This is a genomic window from Cupriavidus plantarum (genome assembly GCF_905397285.1).
Classification (GTDB): domain Bacteria; phylum Pseudomonadota; class Gammaproteobacteria; order Burkholderiales; family Burkholderiaceae; genus Cupriavidus; species Cupriavidus plantarum.
The window spans coordinates 1-21,118 of record NZ_CAJPUX010000001.1 but is presented as its reverse complement, the minus strand read 5'-3'; the positions used below and the strand labels follow the sequence as shown (position 1 = coordinate 21,118).

General features: G+C 67.9%; 23 protein-coding genes. 11 read left to right on the top strand and 12 right to left on the bottom strand.

Annotated elements, in window-relative coordinates:
• Window positions 1-23 precede the first annotated feature (23 nt).
• From KHP16_RS00115 to KHP16_RS00100, 4 genes are all read right to left on the bottom strand, one after another.
• Window positions 24-281 carry a BTH_I0359 family protein gene (locus KHP16_RS00115; protein ID WP_109582379.1) on the bottom strand — a complete coding sequence of 86 codons (258 nt, stop codon included), beginning with the start codon at window positions 279-281 and terminating at the stop codon, window positions 24-26.
• 244 nt (window positions 282-525) lie between these two features.
• Entirely contained in the window at window positions 526-1,419 is an 894-nt protein-coding gene (locus KHP16_RS00110) for an alpha/beta fold hydrolase (protein WP_211959401.1), read from the bottom strand.
• A 105-nt stretch (window positions 1,420-1,524) separates the two neighbouring features.
• Window positions 1,525-2,748: a DUF3108 domain-containing protein gene (locus KHP16_RS00105; RefSeq protein ID WP_244835608.1), complete on the bottom strand. Its 1,224-nt coding sequence runs from the start codon at window positions 2,746-2,748 to the stop codon at window positions 1,525-1,527.
• Complete coding sequence (locus tag KHP16_RS00100; protein WP_121492203.1) at window positions 2,699-3,544, bottom strand: IclR family transcriptional regulator; 846 nt, start codon at window positions 3,542-3,544, stop codon at window positions 2,699-2,701. The genes KHP16_RS00105 and KHP16_RS00100 overlap by 50 nt, the downstream gene beginning before the upstream one ends.
• Window positions 3,545-3,644: 100 nt before the next feature.
• Here KHP16_RS00100 and KHP16_RS00095 point away from each other — a divergent pair, with 100 nt between their 5' ends.
• The 6 genes from KHP16_RS00095 (at window position 3,645) to rfaE2 (ending at window position 9,342) form a co-directional block, all read left to right on the top strand.
• The gene (locus KHP16_RS00095) at window positions 3,645-4,625 is read left to right on the top strand and encodes a fumarylacetoacetate hydrolase family protein (protein WP_115953925.1); all 981 of its coding nucleotides are present in this window, start codon (window positions 3,645-3,647) and stop codon (window positions 4,623-4,625) included.
• A gap of 42 nt (window positions 4,626-4,667) precedes the next feature.
• The gene (locus KHP16_RS00090) at window positions 4,668-5,492 is read left to right on the top strand and encodes an enoyl-CoA hydratase/isomerase family protein (RefSeq protein WP_211959400.1); all 825 of its coding nucleotides are present in this window, start codon (window positions 4,668-4,670) and stop codon (window positions 5,490-5,492) included.
• Between the two features lie 37 nt (window positions 5,493-5,529).
• A complete protein-coding gene (locus tag KHP16_RS00085) occupies window positions 5,530-6,531 on the top strand; it encodes a PhaM family polyhydroxyalkanoate granule multifunctional regulatory protein (protein ID WP_211959952.1) in 1,002 nt (333 codons plus the stop codon).
• Between the two features lie 71 nt (window positions 6,532-6,602).
• Entirely contained in the window at window positions 6,603-7,817 is a 1,215-nt protein-coding gene (locus KHP16_RS00080) for a patatin-like phospholipase family protein (protein WP_109582818.1), read from the top strand.
• A 168-nt stretch (window positions 7,818-7,985) separates the two neighbouring features.
• Entirely contained in the window at window positions 7,986-8,825 is an 840-nt protein-coding gene (locus tag KHP16_RS00075) for a ferritin family protein (protein WP_109582382.1), read from the top strand.
• A 22-nt stretch (window positions 8,826-8,847) separates the two neighbouring features.
• On the top strand, window positions 8,848-9,342 hold the full coding sequence (gene rfaE2 / locus KHP16_RS00070; protein WP_109582383.1) for a D-glycero-beta-D-manno-heptose 1-phosphate adenylyltransferase: 495 nt from the start codon (window positions 8,848-8,850) through the stop codon (window positions 9,340-9,342).
• On the opposite strand, the gene KHP16_RS00065 is transcribed toward rfaE2, so the two are convergent.
• Genes KHP16_RS00065 through KHP16_RS00055 form a run of 3 tightly spaced genes read right to left on the bottom strand, consistent with a single transcriptional unit; the run spans window position 9,343 to window position 11,887 of the window.
• Window positions 9,343-10,083: an SPOR domain-containing protein gene (locus KHP16_RS00065; RefSeq protein WP_211959399.1), complete on the bottom strand. Its 741-nt coding sequence runs from the start codon at window positions 10,081-10,083 to the stop codon at window positions 9,343-9,345. It lies immediately after the preceding gene.
• Window positions 10,084-10,115: 32 nt separating this feature from the next.
• The gene (locus tag KHP16_RS00060) at window positions 10,116-10,973 is read right to left on the bottom strand and encodes a type III pantothenate kinase (RefSeq protein ID WP_211959398.1); all 858 of its coding nucleotides are present in this window, start codon (window positions 10,971-10,973) and stop codon (window positions 10,116-10,118) included.
• On the bottom strand, window positions 10,970-11,887 hold the full coding sequence (locus KHP16_RS00055; RefSeq protein ID WP_211959397.1) for a biotin--[acetyl-CoA-carboxylase] ligase: 918 nt from the start codon (window positions 11,885-11,887) through the stop codon (window positions 10,970-10,972). The genes KHP16_RS00060 and KHP16_RS00055 overlap by 4 nt, the downstream gene beginning before the upstream one ends.
• A 185-nt stretch (window positions 11,888-12,072) precedes the next feature.
• On the opposite strand from KHP16_RS00055, the gene KHP16_RS00050 reads away from it, so the two are divergent.
• The 5 genes from KHP16_RS00050 to KHP16_RS00030 all read left to right on the top strand — a co-directional run bounded on the left by KHP16_RS00050 (window position 12,073) and on the right by KHP16_RS00030 (window position 17,217).
• Entirely contained in the window at window positions 12,073-13,203 is a 1,131-nt protein-coding gene (locus KHP16_RS00050; RefSeq protein WP_244978933.1) for an MlaE family ABC transporter permease, read from the top strand.
• Window positions 13,200-14,006: an ABC transporter ATP-binding protein gene (locus tag KHP16_RS00045; RefSeq protein ID WP_109582388.1), complete on the top strand. Its 807-nt coding sequence runs from the start codon at window positions 13,200-13,202 to the stop codon at window positions 14,004-14,006. The genes KHP16_RS00050 and KHP16_RS00045 overlap by 4 nt, the downstream gene beginning before the upstream one ends.
• Window positions 14,006-14,947 carry an MlaD family protein gene (locus KHP16_RS00040; RefSeq protein ID WP_211959396.1) on the top strand — a complete coding sequence of 314 codons (942 nt, stop codon included), beginning with the start codon at window positions 14,006-14,008 and terminating at the stop codon, window positions 14,945-14,947. Before KHP16_RS00045 ends, KHP16_RS00040 begins: the two co-directional genes overlap by 1 nt.
• Window positions 14,948-15,086: 139 nt before the next feature.
• Entirely contained in the window at window positions 15,087-15,881 is a 795-nt protein-coding gene (locus KHP16_RS00035) for an ABC-type transport auxiliary lipoprotein family protein (RefSeq protein WP_415831290.1), read from the top strand.
• 61 nt (window positions 15,882-15,942) lie between these two features.
• Complete coding sequence (locus KHP16_RS00030; RefSeq protein WP_115953930.1) at window positions 15,943-17,217, top strand: VanZ family protein; 1,275 nt, start codon at window positions 15,943-15,945, stop codon at window positions 17,215-17,217.
• Window positions 17,218-17,241: 24 nt separating this feature from the next.
• On the opposite strand, the gene pcp is transcribed toward KHP16_RS00030, so the two are convergent.
• The 5 genes from pcp to KHP16_RS00005 form a co-directional block, all read right to left on the bottom strand.
• A complete protein-coding gene (pcp, locus tag KHP16_RS00025; RefSeq protein ID WP_211959395.1) occupies window positions 17,242-17,916 on the bottom strand; it encodes a pyroglutamyl-peptidase I in 675 nt (224 codons plus the stop codon).
• Between the two features lie 13 nt (window positions 17,917-17,929).
• The gene (locus tag KHP16_RS00020; protein WP_109582391.1) at window positions 17,930-18,880 is read right to left on the bottom strand and encodes a DUF979 domain-containing protein; all 951 of its coding nucleotides are present in this window, start codon (window positions 18,878-18,880) and stop codon (window positions 17,930-17,932) included.
• 15 nt (window positions 18,881-18,895) lie between these two features.
• Window positions 18,896-19,636 (bottom strand): DUF969 domain-containing protein, encoded by a 741-nt coding sequence (locus KHP16_RS00015; protein WP_109582392.1) that lies wholly within the window; start codon window positions 19,634-19,636, stop codon window positions 18,896-18,898.
• A gap of 56 nt (window positions 19,637-19,692) precedes the next feature.
• Window positions 19,693-20,433 carry a 5-oxoprolinase subunit PxpA gene (pxpA, locus tag KHP16_RS00010; RefSeq protein WP_109582393.1) on the bottom strand — a complete coding sequence of 247 codons (741 nt, stop codon included), beginning with the start codon at window positions 20,431-20,433 and terminating at the stop codon, window positions 19,693-19,695.
• Between the two features lie 71 nt (window positions 20,434-20,504).
• On the bottom strand, window positions 20,505-21,118 hold a 614-nt coding region (locus KHP16_RS00005; protein ID WP_415926783.1), incomplete at its 5' end, for a 5-oxoprolinase subunit C family protein.

Here is a 21,118-nt window from a genome sequence, read left to right as displayed (position 1 = left end):
TGCCGAGACCGTCGTTGCCCGCGTCAATGCATGACCAGCGGGTTGTTCATCACGGTGTCGAACTTGCCGAGAAAATCGTCCACTTCTTCCACGGAAGGCTCACTTTCAATCAGACGTTTCACGTCCGCGCGGAAGCTCTCGGCCATCTGGCCACCGAGGAAAATCTCGCGTTTCAGATTCTTGTCCACGATCTCAAAGCCGCCCGAGGCTAGGGGCGCATGCTCGACGTCTGCTCCAAACTCGACAATGCAATAATTGTCGCTGTTGTAGATCATTTGCATCGCACTACCTCCTGGCATTGGTTAGCGGCTATCGCACCGATAGTCGGCGCAACAACCGCGATTTCACCTCCAAGGTGAGGGTAGTCGCCCGTGATTCAAGTGCATGCGGTGGGCGCGCTTCGAAACGTCTTCGTCTCCCTCTTGTTTTCCCTCTTTATTTCCTGCCTGCATATCTTGGGCATCGGCAACGCGCACAAGTTTCTTGAGCCCTTCGCATCAGTGTGTTTCAACGCGCGTAACCGCGTTACGGGATATCACACTGGCCTCCGCACGCCGCATGGCCCAGGAACGCGTCCAGCGCCTCGTGAAACCGCTGCGGCTGTTCGATAAAAGCGAGGTGGGCGGCGTCCGGTAATACGACGAGCCGGGCTGCCGGAATCGCCCCCGCGATCGATTCGGCCATTGCCACCGGCGAACCTTCGTCATCCGCGCCGACCACCACAAGGGTGGGAACGTGGATGCGTGGCAATGCGTTGACCAGATCGAACGCCATGATCGCCTGCGCGACCCCAACGAACCCCTGCTCCGGCGTGCCGAGCAGCATGGCCCGGATACGTTCCACCTCTTCTGGATGCGACGCACGGAACGGCTCGGTGAGCCAGCGCTGGAGCGTGGCGTCCGCCACGCCCGCCATGCCATGCGCTTCCACCTGCCCGATCCGGTTCGCCCACATGGGATGCGCGCTCACCGGTGTATGGCTGATCGTATCGACAAGCGTCAGCGACAGTAACCGCTCCGCGTGCCGCACGGCGAAGGTCTGGCCGACCATGCCGCCGACCGATACGCCGCAAAAGTGCGCCTGAGCGATCTTCAGCGCGTCCATCGCGCTCGCAATGTCGTCCGCGAGCCGCGTCATCGTGTACGCCCCTACCGGGGCATCGCTGCCGCCGTGGCCGCGCAGATCCACGCGCAACACGCGGTAGCGCCCGGCGAGATGGGCCGCGGTCTCGTCCCACAGCGTGAGGTTCGCGCCGAGCGCATGCACCAGCACGACCCACGGCCCCTCGGTGCCGTCCACGCGGACGCGCACCTCGATATCGCCCACATGCACACGACGGGCACCCGGCGATGCGCCCTCAGATGCGCCCTCAGATGCGCCCTCATTCTCGCGATTCGTGGTGGTGTTGTTCGATGTCATAGCTTCATGGTTGGCGATGGAGAGCGTTTGAACAATCACCAACAGCCGATTTTGCTGTCGGAGGAATGCTGACGCTGTAGATCCGTTGCGAATTTCCCACCAGGATCAGCGCGCGGTCGCCTCGTGGGATCCGCCGCGATAGACGAGGTCGATCTGCGTGCCGTCCGGTTCCGTCTGCCGCAACCGCGCGGGCATCCAGCCGATCGACGGCGCCAGCCAGATCTCCACGCGGCGTTTGTCGCCGGCACGCCGCGGAAGCCGCACGAAATGCTTGGCGCGCGCGAGGAACTGCCCATCGCCGATGTCGACATCGTCCTCGCCCACGTATTGCACCTGGATGGCTTCCACATCGCTCGTGTCGGCCAGATGAAACGTCTCCGTCACACCCGGCGTGGCATAGCGGGACGGATCGCCCCGCACCCAGCCCACGATCTGCAGGAAAACGCTGAAGCGATCCTGGATGTCCGGAGGCAGCGGCACCTCGTTGCCGCGCGACTCGAACGCGACCACGCCCGCCGCGCGGTCGATACGCGTGGCGCGCACCCTGCCGCGCCAGTTCTCCTCGTACCGCTCCGGCGCTAGCCCCCGCGCGCTCAACGCCCCCGTGCTCTGGAAGGCGAAGCGGAACCAGAGCACGCGCGTCTCCACGGCCAGCCGGTAGTGCCCGCCGTCCTGCTCCCAGCGGATCAGTCCATCCGGGTTCTGCACGCCATTGACGAAGCTCGAGTACTGGAGCGTGGCGGAAGCCGGGGCCGCGTAGGCGGGCGCTGGAGGAGCGGCGGACGGACCGGACGCCGCCGCCGCGCCCCCGGCAGCCCCCGCGCCCGCTGCGCCCGCCTCCCCCGTTGCGTTGCCATCCGCGCCGCCACCGGTCGCCGCCGTGGTCTGGCCGCCCGCCGCGGTCGCCAGCGGGGGCGCTGGGGCGGGCGACGCCGGCGTGGGCGCGGGTTCAGGCGCTGCTTTGGTCGATGGTTTGGTCGATCGTTGGGTCGATGGCTGCGTCGAAGGCTTGAAAGCGGCGGGAGGCGATGGCGATGGCGATGGCGGCGCGGCCCGCGGTCTGGGCAAGGGCTGGGGCTGGGGCTGGGGCTGGGGCTGGGGCTGCGCGATCGAAGGCGGCGGCGGCGGGGGCAGCAGGATCGCTTGCAGCGTCGGCGCGTCGGGCATGTCCGGCAACGCGGGCAGCGGCATGCGCACGAGCCCCAGCAGCACCAGCGCATGCAGGCCGAGCACGAGGGCGATGACCGCGCCCCAGCGCCAGCGCCGGCGCGCGCGCCGTTCAGGCGATGCGGGAGGAGCCGGCGACGTCGGCCGGCGGGTTGCCGCCAAGATAGCCAAGTTCCGAAGAGATCCGTTGGGCGATATCGCGCACGCGGCGGTCGATCGCACCGCCCCATTCTGCATCGAATACGCTTTCCGCGCCCAACACGATCAGCGCGAGCGCGAGATGGCCGCTCGCATCGAACACCGGCACCGAGATCGCGTTGATGCCCGGCAGCACGCCGCCGAGCGTGCGGGCCGCGCCGTGCGCGCGCACGTCCGCGCAGATGGCATCGTATTCGGTCAGCGACGAGGGAGAAGAAGTAGACGAGGGCGCCGTGCGCCGCAGCGACAGTTCGCGGTCGATCATCGGCTGCGTCTGCCGGCGCGGCAGGTAGGCGCCATAGAGGCGGCCCGTGGCGGAATTGAGCATCGGCATCACGTCGCCAAGCCGCAGGCTTACGGTGACGGGATGGCTCGACTCTTCCCAATGCACGATGGTCGGCCCCTGATTGCCCCAGACCGCGATGCCCGCGGTGTGGTCGAGCTCGTCGCGCAATGCGGACAGTAGCGGCCGCGCCTTGCGCAGCGGATCGAGCCGGTTCAGACCCGCGAGGCCGAGTTGCAACGCAAAGGGTCCGAGATCGTAACGGCCGCTGACGGCGTCCTGCGTCACGGCACCGAGCCGCTGAAAGCTGACGAGATAACGGTGCGCCTTGGCCGGCGGCATGTCGGCGGCGGCGGCAAGGTCGCGCAGCATCATCGCGCGCGGCGACGCGGCAAGGGCCTGCAGGAGGCGAAATCCGACTTCGATGGACTGTATGCCCGCGCGCGTCTTCGAATCGTCGGCGTCCGGGTCGGTCATGGCCGATTCTGTCATGGCGAAGCGATGAAGGAGGATTGGCCAATTCTAACCGGGCGCTCCGTTACACTACCGCTCATCCCGCAATGCCAACGATATTCGCATGAAACTCGCCACCCTCAAGGACGGCTCCCGCGACGGCCAGCTCGTGGTCGTCTCCCGCGACCTCAAGACCGCGCATTTCGCCACCGCCATCGCCAGCACGCTGCAGACCGCGCTCGACGACTGGACGTTCTACTCGCCGCAATTGCAGGACCTTTACGAAGCGCTCAACGCGGGTCGCGCGCGACACCCGTTCCCGTTCGCGCCGAAGGACTGCATGGCGCCGCTGCCACGCGCGTATCAATGGGCCGATGGCTCCGCCTATGTGAACCACGTCGAGCTCGTGCGCAAGGCGCGCGGCGCCGAGATGCCCGCCGAGTTCTGGACTGATCCGCTCATGTATCAGGGCGGCTCCGACGACTTCATCGGCCCGCAGGACGACATCGTCTGCCCTAACGAGGCGTGGGGCATCGACTTCGAAGCCGAGGTCGCCGTGATTACCGGCGATGTGCGCATGGGATCGACGCCCGAGCAGGCCGCGGAGGCCATCCGCCTCGTGATGCTGGCGAACGACGTCTCGCTGCGCAACCTGATTCCCGCCGAGCTCGGCAAGGGTTTCGGTTTCTTTCAGAGCAAGCCGGCCACCGCGTTCTCGCCGGTAGCGGTCACGCCCGACGAACTCGGCGACGCCTGGCGCGAGCGGCGCGTGCACCGGCCGATGATCGTGCACTGGAACAGCAAGAAGGTGGGCGCGCCCGAGTGCGGCACGGACATGGTGTTCGACTTCGGACAGCTGATCGCGCATATCTGCAAGACGCGCAATGTGCGCGCGGGCTCGATCGTCGGCTCGGGCACGATCTCGAACGTCGATCGCAGCAAGGGCTATGCGTGCATCGCGGAGCAGCGCATGATCGAGACCATCGAAGGCGGCAAGCCCGTGACCGAGTTCATGAAGTTCGGCGACGCCGTGCGCATCGAGATGTTCGACGCGCAGGGCCAATCGATCTTCGGCGCCATCGACCAGGCGGTTTCACCACGCTGAGGTCGCGCCCCATCGCTCACGATAACGACAACGGAGACAACGATGGACGCAGCAGAACAAACCCTTCCCCCGCGCTTCGAGCGCTATCGCGCGCTCACGCTGCGCCGGCATGGACCGATCCTGGAGATCGTCATGGGCGCGGGGCAGTCGGCCAACGGCAAGCTCGCCACGGCGGACGCCAGCATGCATCGCGAGCTGGCCGAGATCTGGCGTGACATCTCCGCGGATTCCGATATCCGCGTGGCGCTGATCCGCGGAGAGGGCAAGGGCTTCTCGGCGGGCGGCGACCTCGCGCTCGTGGAGGAAATGGCCAGCGACTTCGCCACGCGCACACGCGTCTGGCAGGAGGCGCGCGACCTCGTCTACAACCTCGTCAACTGTGACAAGCCCGTGGTATCCGCGATGCACGGCCCCGCCGTCGGCGCGGGACTCGTGGCGGGGCTCCTTGCCGATATCTCGATCGCCGCGCGCGGCGCGCGTATCGTCGACGGCCACACGCGGCTTGGCGTGGCGGCGGGCGATCATGCGGCCATCGTCTGGCCCCTGCTGTGCGGAATGGCCAAGGCCAAGTACTATCTGATGCTGTGCGAGTCGGTCACCGGCGAGGAAGCCGAACGGATCGGACTGGTATCGCTGGTGGTGGACGAGGACGCGCTCGTCGCAAAGGCCTTCGAAGTGGCCGGGCGGCTCGCGGCGGGCTCGCAGACCGCGATTCGCTGGACCAAGTACGCGCTGAACAATTGGTTGCGCATGGCCGGCCCCGCGTTCGATACCTCGCTCGCGCTCGAGTTCATGGGGTTCGCCGGACCCGACGTGCACGAAGGCGTGGCGAGCCTGCGCCAGAAGCGTCCACCGGAGTTCAGGTAGTCCCCGTCATCAACCTGCCTTGAGGGAGTGCATGACCATGTTCGGACAGATTCCCGATTTCACGAATGGCTTCGAGTTCCTGCGCAACCTGTGGGGCGCGGGCAGCGGCATGCCAAGCGGCCTGATGCCCGGGCTGCAGGCGATGACGCCGCCGATGGACCTCGACGAGGTCGACAAGCGCATCCACGACCTCAAGGCCGTCGAGAGCTGGCTGCAGCTCAACACGAACCTGCTGCGCACGACCATCCAGGGCCTGGAGGTCCAGCGCGCGACGCTCGTCGCGCTGCAGACCTTCGGCAAGGCGCTCTCGCCCGATGCCATGCAGAGCGCGATGGAGAACGTCGCGCGTGCGGCCAACGCGCCGAGCGCGACGCCGCATCATGCGGCGTTCACGATGCCGACGCGCGCGCCGGAGCCCGACGTGGAAGATGAGATCGACGATGGCGACGATGACGGCGACATCGAATATCCGCCAGATGTGGGGACGGCGGCCGCCGCCGACACGGAAGGCGACGACGAGAACACCGAGGCGCTGCCCGACGACGCGCAGGCGGGCGATGCGTCTCCCGGTGGCTCCGCCGCCGATGCGGGGACTCACGCTTTGCCTCCCAATGCCTCGCTATGGTGGAACCTGCTGCAGCAGCAATTCAACCAGATCGCGAGCAGCGCGGCGGCGGCCAGCATGGTGCCGTTCGGCAACCTCGGCGCCGTAAGCCCGGGCGCGGGCATGGGCCAGCCCGCGCAGCCGGACGCCTCCCCCAAGGCAGCGACAACATCAGCGGCAGGCGGGAAGCCCGCGGGCAAGCGGGCCACGGCGGCAAAACCGGCCGCGAAAAAGGCCCCGAAAAAGGCCGCAACAAAGGCCGCAACAAAGGCCCCAAAAAAGGCCGCAAAAACAGGCACAAACCAGGGCGCCAGCAAGCCAGCCACGGCGAAGAAGACCGCTGCGTCCAAGCCTTCCCGCACGGCGGCGAAGCAGGGCGCAACGCCGTCGGCGCACCCGGTGCCGCCCGCCCCGAACGAGGACGACAGCGCGTGACCGCACCGTCGCCCCTGCCCGTTCCCCCGCCGGCCGCCACAACCACGCGGCGCCAGCAGACCGCGCTAATCATGATGGGCGGCGGCGCGCGTGCCGCGTATCAGGCGGGCGTACTCGCCGGTATCGCGCGCATTGCCGCGCGGCACGGCATCGCGCACGCACCGTTGCCGTTCGGCATTCTCGCGGGCACGTCGGCCGGGGCAATCAATGGCGCGGGACTCGCGATCGGCGCGGCCGACTTCCAGGCGGCCGCCGACAGCCTCGCCGCGCTTTGGCACAGCATCCACGCGGACGACGTCTACCGGACCGACGTGCTGCGCGTCGGCGCGTCCGGCGCGCGCTGGCTGTCCTCGCTCGCGTTCGGCTGGGCCACGCGACGGGCCCCGCGCGCGCTGTTCGACAACACGCCGCTCGGCGGCATGCTCGGCGAACTGTTCGACGGCGACCGCGTGCAGGCCAGCCTCGATGCCGGCGTGCTCAACGCGTTCGCGGTCACGGCGCTCTCCTATTCGACCGGTCGCCACGTCACGTTCTACCAATCGCACCGGCGCATCCATCCGTGGCATCGCAGCCAGCGCATGGCCGTGGAAGCGCGCATCGGCGTGGACCACCTGCTCGCGTCCTCGTCCATTCCTTTCCTGTTCCCGTCGATCCCGCTGGAGATCGAAGGCCATCACGAATGGTTCGGCGATGGCACGATGCGGCAGATGTCGCCGCTGTCCCCGGCCATCCATCTGGGCGCGTCACGCATCCTCGCTATCGGCGCGGCCTCCGGGGCTCGCCCGGGGCAGACTTCCGGATGGTTCGACACGGTGCCCGCGGGCGGCTATCCCTCGCTGGCCCAGGTCGGCGGGCAGGCGCTCGCGAGCATTTTCCTCGACGGCCTGCAGGCCGACCTCGAACGTCTGCTGCATATCAACCGGCTGCTCGCGCGCATGCCGGAAGTGGCGGGCGACGCGGAGGGCTGGCGTCCCGTCGAAGTCATGACGATTTCCCCGAGCGAGCCGATCGAGGCCATCGCCGCGGCGTATGTCGACCGGCTGCCGCGCACCGTGCGCGCGCTGATCGCTCCGCTTGGCGGTACCGAAGCCCGCGGCGCGGCTTTCGCGAGCTATCTGCTCTTCGAACCCGCCTTCACGCAGGCCCTGCTCGCGCTCGGCGAGCGCGATGCGGCGGCGCAGGCCGACGAACTCGCGGCCTTCCTCTACGGCGTGCTGCCCGCGAACGATCGGCGGTTCGAGCAGGCGCCGCCGGCCCGGCAGCCCGACGCATCACAGGCCGCATAGCACTTCCGGCACTTTGAACCTTCCGTCTGGCATCACTGTCAAGTCAAACAGGCGAATGGCGTAATCCGCAGTTGCAATCCCTCGCTTTACCGCTACAAAGGAATGAGAGAAAAGATTCGAGAATGATTCCCATCTGGTAGAATCCGCCCGTAATTTCAAAGGCTTACCATGCTCTACCCCGAACTGTTCAAATCGCTGGAATCGGTCCGCTGGCACATGGACAAGGACATCCCCTGGGATGACTTCGACGCCAGTCTGCTGACCGACGACCAGGCCAAGACCATTCGCATGAACGCCATCACGGAGTGGTCGGCACTGCCGGCGACGGAGATGTTCCTGCGCGACAACCGGCACGACTCGGACTTTTCGGCATTCATGAGCATCTGGTTCTTCGAGGAACAGAAGCATTCGCTCGTGCTGATGGAGTACCTGCGCCGCTTCCGCCCGGACCTCGTGCCGACCGAGGAAGAACTGCACGCCGTGCGCTTCGAGTTCGATCCGGCGCCGCCGCTGGAAACGCTCATGCTGCATTTCTGCGGCGAGATCCGCCTGAACCACTGGTACCGTCGTGCCGCCGAGTGGCACACCGAACCGGTGATCAAGCACATCTACCGCACGCTGTCGCAGGACGAAGCCCGCCATGGCGGCGCCTACCTGCGCTACATGAAGAAGTACCTGGCCCAGTTCGGCGACAGCGCGCGCGCGGCATTCGCCAAGATCGGCGTGCTGATGGCGTCGGCGCGCCGCACCGAAAAGCCGCTGCACCCGACCAACCTGCACGTTAACAAGGCCTTGTTCCCGAACGACACCGTGCAGTCGCGCCTGCCGGATCCGGACTGGCTCGAGCACTGGCTCGACGAGCAGATCCGCTTCGACGAAGGCTGGGAAAAGAAGGTCATCGAACGCATCCTGCACAACATGTCGCTGCTGTTCGAACGCACGTTCGACTCGGTGCAGGACCTGAACCGGTACCGCAAGGAACTGAACGCAAGCCTGCAGGGCGCGTAACCGCCCCCGCGTTCGTTCCCTCATGACCGCTCCCGCTTTCGAATCCAAGGTCGTTCCCGCGGACGACGTGGCCGCGCTGCAGGCCGCCGTCGCCGCGCTGCCGCGCCCCGTCGTGTTCACGAACGGCGTGTTCGATATCCTCCATCGCGGTCACGCGACCTACCTTGCGCAGGCGCGTGCAATGGGCGCCAGCCTCGTGGTGGGCGTCAACAGCGATGCGTCGGTGAAGATGCTCGGCAAGGGCGACGACCGGCCGCTGAACCAGCAGGACGACCGCATGGCGCTGATCGCGGCGCTGGGTTCGGTCGATCTGGTGGCGATGTTTCGCGAGAAGACGCCGGTCGAACTCATCCGGCTGGTGCGCCCCGACATCTACGTCAAGGGCGGCGACTACGACATCGATACGCTGGAAGAAACGCGTCTGGTGCGCAGCTGGGGCGGCGAGGCGTATGCGATCGACTTCCTCCACGACCGTTCCACCACGAAGCTGCTGACGAAGGTCCGCCAGCAGCGCTAATCAGCTGGCAAGGGCGCAGGCCTGCAGGTCTTCCGCGCCAAGCCGCTGCCTGACTTCCTCGAGCCTTGCCCGCAACGCGTCATCGACGCGGCGTACGCGCAGCCATTGGCGCGGCACCGCGCGGGGGGCGTCGCTGATCAGTGCCGTGCGGACACCCTGCGCGCGCAGCATCTCCAAATACCGCTCGGCGCGCTCGCGCTCATGGAACAGGCCGAGCGACACCGTGAACGACTGCCGCGCATCCGATGCGCCGCTGCTGACCACCGCCACGTCCGTGACATTGCGGCGGCGCAGTTCCGCGAGCTTGCGATCCGCGTTTTCGCGCGTCGCTTGCGCGGGCAGATGCACCCACCAACGGACCTGCTGTTCGCGTTCGAAGGCCTCCACCAGAACGTCGTCGCCAAGCGCCTCCGTCGCGCGCCGCGCGCCGGTGGCCGTGAAGCCGCCCATTTCGAGACAGACGCCCGTCGCGGCCGCGACGAGCCGCGTGGCGGCCGCGCCTGTGGCGCCGAGGCTGCCGCGCGGGGCGCTCCCGCTCCCCGGCCTTGCAGCCGGTTCGCTCGCCGGCACGATATCCATGCGCTCCCTGCGCACCTGCTGCTCCATCCGCTGGGGCTCGCGCGGGCTTTCCATCCAGCCGGCCAGCGGCTCGGGGCCGAACGCGCCCGACGCGGCGGCGATCAGCAGCGCGTTGACGACCAGCAGGATCAGCAGCGAGACGGTCAGGCCCTTGTTCGGCATCGGGGAGGTGTCGTTGGGATGAAGACGAAACCTCAGGCTTGCAGCGCGATGGCGTGCAGCCCGAGCAACACCAGATTATCGTGCAACTCGTACGGCATCGCGAGCGCGCCGGCGAGCGCATGACGCGCGCCGCCCGACACCACGCAGCGCACCGGACCGCGCGCGGCCAGCGCACGCCATGTCTGGGCGATCGCGCCGGTCTGCGCGGCAAGGCACCCTGCGGCGATGGCGTCGTGAGTGTTGTCCGCGCCCAACGCCACGCGCGCCGCGGCGGCGGCGTCCACGCCTTCCAGCGACGGAAGCTGGGCGGTGTTGCGGGCGAGCGAGCCAAGCATCAATGCCAGCCCGGGCAGGATCAGGCCGCCTTCGAAACGCGCGGCGTGGGGGCCAGCGGCATCCGCGTGAGCGGAAACGATGTCGAGCGTGGTCGCGGTGCCCGCAGTGACGAGCAGCAGCGTTTCATCGGGGTATCGGCGATGCGCCCCGATGGCGCCGACCCATCGGTCCACGCCGAGTTGCGTGGGCTCGCGGTAGCCGTTGATGAGATCGCCATACGGCGCCTGAAGCGGCGCCTGAAACACGGCCGCCGTGCGTACCCATTCCAGCGCGGCGGCGTCGCCGAACGCCTGTGTGACCAGCGCCGTCGCGCGCGCGGCGGCGCCCTCGCCCGCCACGTTCGCGATCCAGACGGACGGTACCTGCGCCCCCGCCGACGCCAACGCGCGCCATGCCTCGACGGTCTGTCCGAAATCGCTGGCCGCTTCCGGGGCTTCGTGGGCGATCGCGCCATCGAACTGCCACGGCCGCGCCACGGTCGGATCCGCCTCGAGCGCGGTGCACCACGCCCACTTGAGCCGCGTGTTGCCGATGTCGATCAGCAGCGCGCTCATGCCACGGCTCCGCGCAGCGAGACCTCGCCGCTCGTCACGCGCTGAAGGCCCGCGTCGGTCTCCAGCAGCAGATGCCCTTCCGCGTCGACGCCGCGCGCAAGACCCTCCGCGATCAATTGGCCGTCCTGAAGCAAACGCACGGGTTCGTCACGGAAGGCATCGCGCGCGGACCAGCGGGCGGTCATCGGTTCCAGCCCTTCCCTGACGAACACGGCCTGCATCGCGGCAAGCCGATCGAGGACGGCGGCGAACACGCGCGTCGCGTCGCGCTGGACGTCGAAGCCCGGCACCACCTCCGCCACACCCGCGAGCGCGCGGCCGAGCGCGGCTTCCGCTTCCGTGTCGCGCACGAGATTGAGGCCGATGCCGACGACGGCCCAGACGCGGCCGGCGCCCGCAGGCACCGTTTCGATGAGGATGCCAGCAAGCTTCCGACCGCCGACCATCAGGTCGTTGGGCCATTTGAGCTGCACGGGCGATGAGGTTCGCCGGGCGACTTCGCCTGCGTCGGGGCGGGTTGCCGCCGCGACATCGTCGATGCCCTCGGCGACCGCGAGTCCCACGGCGAGGCTCAGCCCGGCCAGGCGGGCCGGTACAAGCGGCAGCGGCAGGGCCACCGAGAATGTCAGGCCGGCCTGGCCCTGCTTCCACGGGCGCCCCTGCCGGCCACGGCCGGCGGTTTGCAGATAGGTATGCCGGACCTGCACGCCATTCGCCCCGTCCGCGGGCCACTCGGCCATGCGGCACGCATGCACGAGGTCCGCGTTGGTCGAACCCGTGGACTCGACCGTTTCCACCGCCCAGCCCCGCGCGGGCCCCGAGAGCGCCTCGCGCAGGGCGGCCGCGTCGATACGCCAGGGCCGTGGCCCGGTGGACGATTCGCGGGAAGCAGGGGAATGGAGCAGATCGGACATGAGCAGGCGGACGCCGCGGTGCGGAAAGGCAGGCCGGAGGCCGGAGAGCGAGCATTGTAGCCGTGCTCATGGAGAATCACCGTGTTTCCGCGTGTCAGAGGAACTCTCATCGCCACATCCCGATCCGTAGCATAGAATCGGGACTCACCCTCCGGGGCTCAACCATCACATCGCCGGTATTTCATTTGGATCGCCCGACGACGCCCGCCATCGACATCCAGCGCCAGGATGGAACCTGCAGGATCTCCCTGCAGGGGGATTGGACCGCGCTCGCGCTCGCGGACTGCGGCGGGGCGCGCGGCCTGCGCGCCCAGCTAAAATCGCTCGCGGCCACGCCCGACAGCGCCGAATGGTCGCTGGCCGGGGTCGGCCGCCTGGACCATATCGGCGGACAACTGATCTGGCAGGCCTGGCAGGGCAAGCTGCCCACGCACCTCGACGCCGACGACGGCCAGCGCCGGGTGTTCGACCGCATCGCCGGGCTCAAGACCGACGGCTGGAAGAAGCGCATGGTCGATCGGTTCAATCCGATTACCGTGTTCGGCGCGGGCATCCTGTCGACGATCATGCAGCTCGCCAACGGCGTCACGATGCTGGGCCAGTTGACGTTCGACCTGCTCCGCTTCGCGCGCGCGCCCCAGCGCGGCCCCTGGCGCGAGATTTCCGCGAATATCTACAGCATCGGCTACAAGGCGCTCGGCATCACGGCGCTGGTCGGATTCCTGATCGGCATCGTGCTGTCGTACCTGTCGTCCAACCAGTTACGGACGTTCGGCGCCAGCACGTTCATCGTGAACATCCTTGGCATGGCCGTGATCCGCGAGCTCGGACCCGTGCTCGCCGCAATCCTGATCGCGGGGCGCTCGGGGTCCGCCATCACCGCACAGATCGGCGTAATGCGCGTGACCGAGGAGCTCGACGCGATGAGCGTGATGGGCATCTCCCACGGTTTCCGGCTGATCATGCCGCGCGTGATCGCGCTGGCGATATCGATGCCGCTGCTCGTCGCATGGACCGACTTGCTGGCGCTGTTCGGCGGCATGACGGCCGCGCGCCTGCAGCTCGACATCAGCTATTCGTACTTCCTGCGCCAGTTGCCCGATGCGGTGCCTGTCGCCAACCTGTGGCTCGGTCTCGGCAAGGGCGCGGTGTTCGGCATGCTCATCGCGCTGACCGCGTGCCACTTCGGCCTGCGCATCAAACCCAATACGCAGAGCCTCGGCGAGGGGACGACCGCATCCGTGGTCACGTCGATCACCATCGTGATCGTCGCCGATGCGATCTTTGCGATCCTGTTCAAGGATGTCGGGTTATGAACGCGCCATCCAAAGCAGGCGAGGCCATCATCGAGGTCCGCAACCTCGTCAAGCGCTACGGCGATGCCGTAGTGCACGACGGGCTCAACCTCGACGTGTATCGCGGCGAAGTGCTGTCGATCGTAGGTGGCTCCGGCACGGGCAAGACCGTGCTGCTGCGCCAGATCGTCGGCCTCGAACGCCCCACGTCGGGCACGATCAAGGTCTTCGGCGAGACGCCCGCCTCGCTGCGTCCCGCGCAGCTGCAGGCGCTCCGCAACCGCTGGGGGCTGCAGTTCCAGCGCGGCGCGCTGTTCTCCGCGCTGTCGGTCATCGACAATATCGCCTTGCCGATGCGCGAGCTGCGCGCGCTGCCGGACAACCTGATCTGCCAGGCGGCGCTGCTGAAGCTGCAACTGGTCGGCCTGTCCGCGCGCGACGCGGACAAGATGCCGTCCGATTTGTCGGGCGGCATGATCAAGCGGGTGGCGCTCGCGCGCGCCCTGTCGCTCGAGCCCGAGCTCGTGTTCCTCGACGAGCCCACCGCCGGTCTCGATCCGATGGCTTCGGACGACTACGTCGCCCTGATTCGCGAGCTTCACACGGAACTCGGCCTGACCGTCGTGATGATCACGCACGACCTCGACACCCTCGTGGCGCTGTCGGATCGCGTGGCCGTGCTGGCCGATCACAAGGTGCTCGCGGCCGCGCCGATTGCCGAGGTGATCAAGGTCGATCACCCCTTCATCAAAGAATATTTCCTGGGCGAGCGCGCCCAGCGAGCGATGCAGGCGCTGGAAGTACCGCCTCACGGAGAAGCCTGATGGAAAACAAATCGAACGCCTTCCTCGCGGGGGTCTTCACGATCGGCCTGGCCGTGTTGGTGCTGTTCTCGGTGTTCTGGTTCAGCAGCGACCACGCGGTGCGGGTGCCCTACGACCTCATCACGCGGTCCACCGTCAATGGCCTCGGCCCGCAGGCCGACGTCAAGTATCGCGGCCTCGATGTCGGCAAGGTCGTGTCGATCCGCTTCGATCCGCAGGTGCCGGGCCAGATCATCGTGCGCATCAACGTGAACCAGGACACGCCGATCACGCGCACCACGTATGCCACGCTGGGCTTTCAGGGCGTGACGGGTATCGCGTATGTGCAACTCGACGACACCGCGCGGGAAGAAGGCGCGGGTCAGGCGTCGCCGCCGCTGCGCACGTCCGCGCGCGAGCCCGCGCGCATCGTGATGCGTCCGGGCTTCTTCGAGGAACTGGAGAAGCGCGGCGACTCGCTGCTGACGCAGACCGAAACGCTGATGTCGTCGCTGAACGAGATGTTCCAGACCACCAATCGCGACGAACTGATGGCGACGATCAAGTCGATGCACGAGACCGCCGAAAATTATTCGAAGCTCGCCAAAACGCTGCAGCCCACGGCGGAGAAACTGCCGAAGGCCGTGGATAACCTCAACGCGACGCTCGCCTCCGCGCGCCGCATGACCGACGAACTCGCCAGCCCCAACGGCACCGTGATGCGCACCGTGAACAAGGTCGGCACCGACCTGCAGGTGGCCGCGGACGCCGTGCAGGCGGCCGCGAGTACCATCAACGAAGAAACGCTGCCGCAGATCAACGGCCTCGCGCGCGATGCGCGCCAGACAGTGCGGAGCATCGACCGTGCGGCCGGCACGTTCGGGGATCAGCCCAACAGCGTGCTGTTCGGCGGCCCGACGCCCACGCCGGGCCCGGGCGAGTCCGGCTTCAAGACGCCATGATCCGCGCGACGCCCGCTTGCTGGCCCCGGCACGCGCCATGGCAAGCTTTGCCGCACGCATTAAGGCCCTCATCACCGCCCGCATTACGGCTCACCTTCGCGCGCGCCGACCGATGAACCGACTTCGAGAGTCCTCCGTCATGACCACCGCCGCCCCGCTCACCCGTTCCCTCGCCATGGCCGCACGCCGCCTGCCGCTGGCGGCGTCCGTGGCGCTGCTCGCGATCCCGCTGCTGCTGACCGGCTGCAGCGTGCTCTCGTCGAACCCGCCGTCCACGACGTACGATCTCGGCCCGCTCGCGGCCGCGCCCGCGCAACCGCCCGCGCCGCTGCCCAAGATGCGCGTGGCGCAGACCGAGGGGCCGGACTGGATGGACGGCAGCCAGCTCTATTACCGGCTGCAGTATTCGCAGCCGCAGCGTCTGCAGGCCTATTCCACGCAGCGATGGGTACAACCCGCGCCGCGCCTGTTCGACGACCGGCTGCGCGAGGCGGTGTCCGCGCGCGGCGCGCTCGGCTGGATCCGCGATGCGTCGGCGCCCGGCATGCGCGTCGATCTGCTCGCGTTCGAGCAGGTGTTCGACACGCCGACATCGAGCCGCGGCGTCGTGCGCGCGCGCGTGACCGTGTACCAGAAGGGCCAGATCGGACAGAAGACGTTCGTCGCGGAACAGCCCGCGCCCTCGGCCGACGGCGCCGGTGGCGTGCGCGCGCTCGCGGCCAGCAGCGATGCCGTGATCGCCGCGATTCTGGACTGGGTCGCCACATTGCCGATCGATCCGGGCCCGCCGGGCACGACGGTCAGCGCCGCGCCGCTGTTCCCGGGCACCACGATGCCGGTGGCGGAGGCGCCGAGACCTGTCATGTCGGCGCCCGTGTCGCCTTCCGTTTCCCCCGCTGCGGCCCCCTCGGTGCGGCCGGGCGCGGCGCATTAAACGCGCCCGCCCCTCGCCGCGCCCCTCGCCGTACACGGAGGAGATACCGCCCGCATCGACCATGGCGAAGCCCGCGCCCGCCCCACCGCCCAGCCCGCCGCGCTATCCCCGCCAGCCCGAACTCGAGGGCTGGCTGCCGCGCCATTCGCCGCTCGCGCGCGTGGGCCTCATCTGCTTCACGCTGCTTGTCGTCTATGCCAGCCTGTATCCGTTCTCCGGCTGGGTGAACAATGGCATCTCCCCGTTCGCGTACCTGACGGCGCCGAAGCCGCGCTACATCACGGACTTCGATCTGCTGACGAACGTACTTGGCTATTGCCCGTTCGGCGCGCTGGTCGTGCTGGCGCTGCATCCGCGCATTTCAGGCGCGCGGGCCACGCTGCTCGCGTTCATTTCCGGGGCGCTGCTGTCGTCGGTCATGGAGGCGATGCAGACATGGCTGCCCAATCGCATCCCGTCGAATATCGACCTGATCACCAATGCCCTGGGCGCGCTGCTCGGCGCGGCCGTCATCGCGCCGTTCAGCAGCGCGCTGATCGACCGGGGCACGCTCACGCGGCTGCGCATGGCGTGGTTCGAGCCCCATGCGAGCTTCGCCATCATCCTGTTGCTGCTATGGCCGTTCGCGCAGGTGTTTCCGCAGGAGCATCTGTTCGGCATGGGCGGCATCGTGCGCGAGTGGCTGACCGATCCCGATTCCTGGCCGATGGAATGGTTGCAGGGCATTTTTCCGATGCTGCTGACGTGGCAGGACTCGGTCGGCCTGCGTCCCGACGACATGCAGAGCCAGTTGCTGCTGGAGACGCTGGTCACCGCCAGCAGCTGGGTCGGCACGGGCCTCTTCGCGTCGCTGGCGATGCGGCGCAGCGCGCCGATGCTTCGCATTCTCGCAGGGCTGCTGGCCTCGGCGCTGCTGATCAAGGCGGCCGTGGCGGAACTGCAGTTCCCCGACGACAACTCGTTCAACTGGCTATCGGAAGGCGGACGGTTCGCGTTGCTGACGAGCTCTCTGCTGCTCGTGCTGCTGCTGCGACTGCCGCGCTGGCTGCGGGCGACGCTGGCCATGCTGGCGCTGGGTACGCTGGTCGTGCTGACCAACGTCTTGCCGTCGAACCCCTATGCGTGGATTTCCGAACAAGGCTGGCGCATGGGCCGCTTCGTCCATTTCAACAGCCTGGCGCAGTGGCTCGGCTGGTTCTGGCCATTGCTGGCCTTCTGCTACGTGATCTGGCGGTTGGAGCAGGTCACGCTGCGCCGCAAGCTGCAGCGCCGCGCGCAGCGCCGCGCCACCGCGCGCGCGGTGGCCGCGGCCACGGAACGTCACGAGACGAAATAACGCCGTGAGCCGAAATAACGCGGCTCAGTGAAGCTGGCCGCCCTGCTCGCGGACGTCGGCCGCCGTATTGAGCGTGGTCGCCACCGCAACGCGTAGACCCGCGATCAGCGTATCCAGCGCGAGGCTCGGCGCGCCCGGATGACGCGCGGCCTGCTCCGGCAGATAGGGAATGTGGATGAAGCCGCCACGCGTGCCGCCATGCCCGCCATGCCCCCGCTGGGCCAGCGCGTGCATGAGGCCATAGAACACGTGGTTGCAGACGAACGTGCCCGCCGTCTGCGACACCATCGCCGGCACACCCGCCTCCCGAAGGTCGCGCGTGATCGCCTTGATCGGCAGCGTGGAAAAATACGCGGCCGGTCCCTCGGTAGCGATCGTCGTATCGATCGGCTGCGCGCCCGCGTTGTCCGCGATGCGCGCATCGTCGACGTTGATCGCGATCCGCTCGATCGACATCTCCGTGCGACCGCCCGCCTGGCCGACCGCGATCACCACGTCCGGCTTGAGCTCGTCGAGCAGCGCGACCATCCCGGAGATTGCCGCGCCGAACACGCACGGCAACTGACGCGCCACGATGATCGCCGAACGCGCGGGGTCGTCGCCGATGCGCTGCCAATCGAGCGCGCGCACCGCCTCCCACGACGGATTGACCGGTTCTTTGTCGAACGGCTCGAAGCCGGTAAGCAGTACGGTGCGCATGGGCATTGCCTCGTTACATCAGGAAGTAGAGCAGGACGATATTGGCCACCAGGATGCCGAGCGCGGTCGGCACCTGCGCGCGGATCACGGCGTTCTTGTCTTCGAGCTCGAGCAGCGCGGCCGGCACGATGTTGAAGTTTGCCGCCATCGGCGTCATCAGCGTTCCGCAGTAGCCGGAGAACATGCCGATGGCCGCCATCACCGCCGGGTTCGCGTGGAACATGCCGACAAGGATAGGCACGCCAACACCGCCCGTCATCACGGGGAATGCCGCGAAGCCGTTGCCCATGATCACCGTGAACAGCGCCATGCCGATGCAGTACACCGCCACCGCCACGAGCTTGTAGTCCATGTTGATGTAAGCGGTAGTGAGGTGCGCGACGGCCTTGCCCACGCCCGCGTCGGCGAACACGAGGCCCAGCATCGCGAGCATCTGCGGCAGCACGAGGGCCCAGCCGAGAGACTCGATCAGGCGGCGCGATTCCTTGACGCCCTGCGTGACGGTGTCGCGCGTGAGCCAGCACACGACGGCCAGCGAGATCAGGCAGCCGATACCGAGCGACACGAACGTGACATTCTTCGGGTCGAGCAGCGCGAGGCCGGCGATCTTCACGTCCTTGAAGAACACCGTGCCGAGCACCGTCACGAGCGGAATCAGCAGCGCCGGGATGAACAGCTTGTTGCCAAGGCGCCTGGCGCTCGCGCGGCGTTCCGCTTCGGGCAGGCTGCCATGCTTGCCCTGGCCCACGCCGCCGAAGCCGGCGATGAGCGCCATGACGACGGCCGCGATACCGACGATGGCCGGCGGAATCTTGTCGCCGACCAAGAAGATGATCGCGTACAGGAGCCAGAACAGCCCCGTGGACAGGCGGCGCGGATGCGTCTTGTCCGTGAACGTCATCAGTGCCGTGATGGCCAGCACCAGGCCCGCGAGCCAGTAGAGATAGTCGATGGATACGATCATGATGTCCGGCTCCCGTTATTCGCTCTTGCCAGCGGCGGCGGGCGTGGCATTGGGCGGCACAGCCGAGCGGCCGGCCAGTTCACGCGCGAGCCAGCCGTCCAGGCGCTTCAGGCGCACGGCATGGATCAGGAAGGCGCAGATGGCCGTGGGAATGCCCCACACGGCGATGTGCAGCGGCTCCACGTCGATGTTCGACGACAGCAGGAACGTGTGCATCAGCGCGATGGCGCCGAACGCCACGAAGATGTCCTCGCCGAAGAACAGGCCGACGTTGTCGGTGGCGGCGCAGAACGCGAGCACGCGCTGGCGCACGGGTTCCGGCAACTGGCCGAAGCGGTTCTCGGCGGCACCTTCGGCCATCGGGGCCAGCAGCGGACGCACCATCTGCGGATGCCCGCCCAGGCTGGTCAGGCCGACAGCGGCGGTCAGCTCACGCACCGCGAGGTACACGATCAGCAGGCGGCCAACCGTGGCCGAGGCGATCCGGGAGATCCATGCCTGCGCGTGCTCGCGCAGGCCGTGGCGCTCGAGCAATCCGATGACCGCGAGCGGCAGCAGGATAATCAGGGGCAGGTTGCGTGCCTTGACGAAGGCGGTTCCGATCGCGGTGAAGATCTGCATCACCGGCATCGATGCGGCCAGACCCGTGGCGATGGCCGCGAGCGCGACCACGAGCATCGGGTTGAACCGCAGCACGAAGCCGATGATGATGACACCGACCCCGAGCAGGGGCCAAAGATTGACAGCTGATTCCATGAAGGACACCAGATATGGAGTGAGGTGGATCTATGCCAGCCTGCGGGGAATATCCCTCAGACGCCAGCCCGTACAGCAATGCCTTCCGAGCCGAGCCGTTCCCGGATACGGCGCGCGAACGCAAGCGCGTGAGCGCCGTCGCCGTGCAGGCACACGGTTTCGGCGCGGATGGGGACCCAGCTGCCGTCGATGGCGCGCACGCGCTGCTCGCGCACCATGCTCAGCGTCTGGTTCAAGGCCACTTCCTCGTCATCGTGCAGCGCGCCGGGCGTGCCGCGTTTGACGAGCGTGCCATCGGGGTTGTAGCCCCGGTCGGCGAACACTTCTTCCTTCACCCGCAGGCCGTGGGCGCGGGCGATGTCGATCATCTGGCTGTTGGCGAGGCCGAAGAACACGAGGTTCGGGTTGTAGTCGCGCACCGCGCGCACGATCGCCTCGCACAGCTTTGCATCGCGCACCGCCATGTTGTACAGCGCGCCATGCGGCTTCACGTGCGCGAGCTGGCCGCCCTGCGCGCGGACCATCGCATCGAGCGCGCCGATCTGGTACAGCACGTCGGCGTACACGGCCTCCGGGTCGCGCTGCATTTCCGTGCGGCCGAAGTTCTCGCGATCCGGAAAGCTCGGATGCGCGCCGATCGCCACGCCGTTGGCGATCGCCCATTTCACGGTCTGCAGCATCGTGGCGGCATCGCCCGCGTGCCAGCCGCAAGCGACGTTGGCCGAGCTGATCAGCGTGAGCAGCGTTTCGTCATTGCCGCAGCCTTCGCCGAGGTCGGCGTTGAGGTCGATTTCCATGGGGTTCTCCTGCGAGGGTCTTGGATTGTCTTGGGAAGCGCGCGCGTGTCCGGCCGGGTCCGCCAGGTCCGTTACGCCACGGCGCGCGTCTGGGTCCGCCGCCGCGCGGCGATGACCATGCCGTCGCCCTGCCATCGCAGGGCCTGATCGATCTGCCGCAGATAGCGGTCCACTTCCGCCTGCGCGGCCGCGGCCTCTTCCAGCGACACCTGCATGAAGCGCACTGCCGCGCCCAGCGGCACCTGCGCCAGACGCCACAGGTCCGCGCCGATCACGACGCCGATCTTCGGATACCCGCCCGTGGTCTGCGCATCGCTCATCAGCGCGATGGGCTGGCCTGCGGGCGGTACCTGCATGACGCCGGGCACCACGCCGTGCGACAGCAGGTCGGCGCTGCGCTCCGGCCGGCGCGCGAGCGACGGCCCCTGCAGGCGCAGGCCCATGCGGTTGCTTTGCGGCGTGATGGTCCACTCCGCCTCCCACAGCGCGGCCTGCGACGCGGGTTCGAAGTCTTCGTATTCGGGACCGGGCAGCATGCGCACGACCCAGGCATCGCCCTGCCGATTGACCGGCCGCGACCATGCGGGCGCGGCCACGCCGAGCCAGTCCTGCTCGCTCGCCAGCCCCACGCGCCCCACGGGCAGGCGATCGCCGTCGCGCAGCACGCGTCCCTGGAAACCGCCGT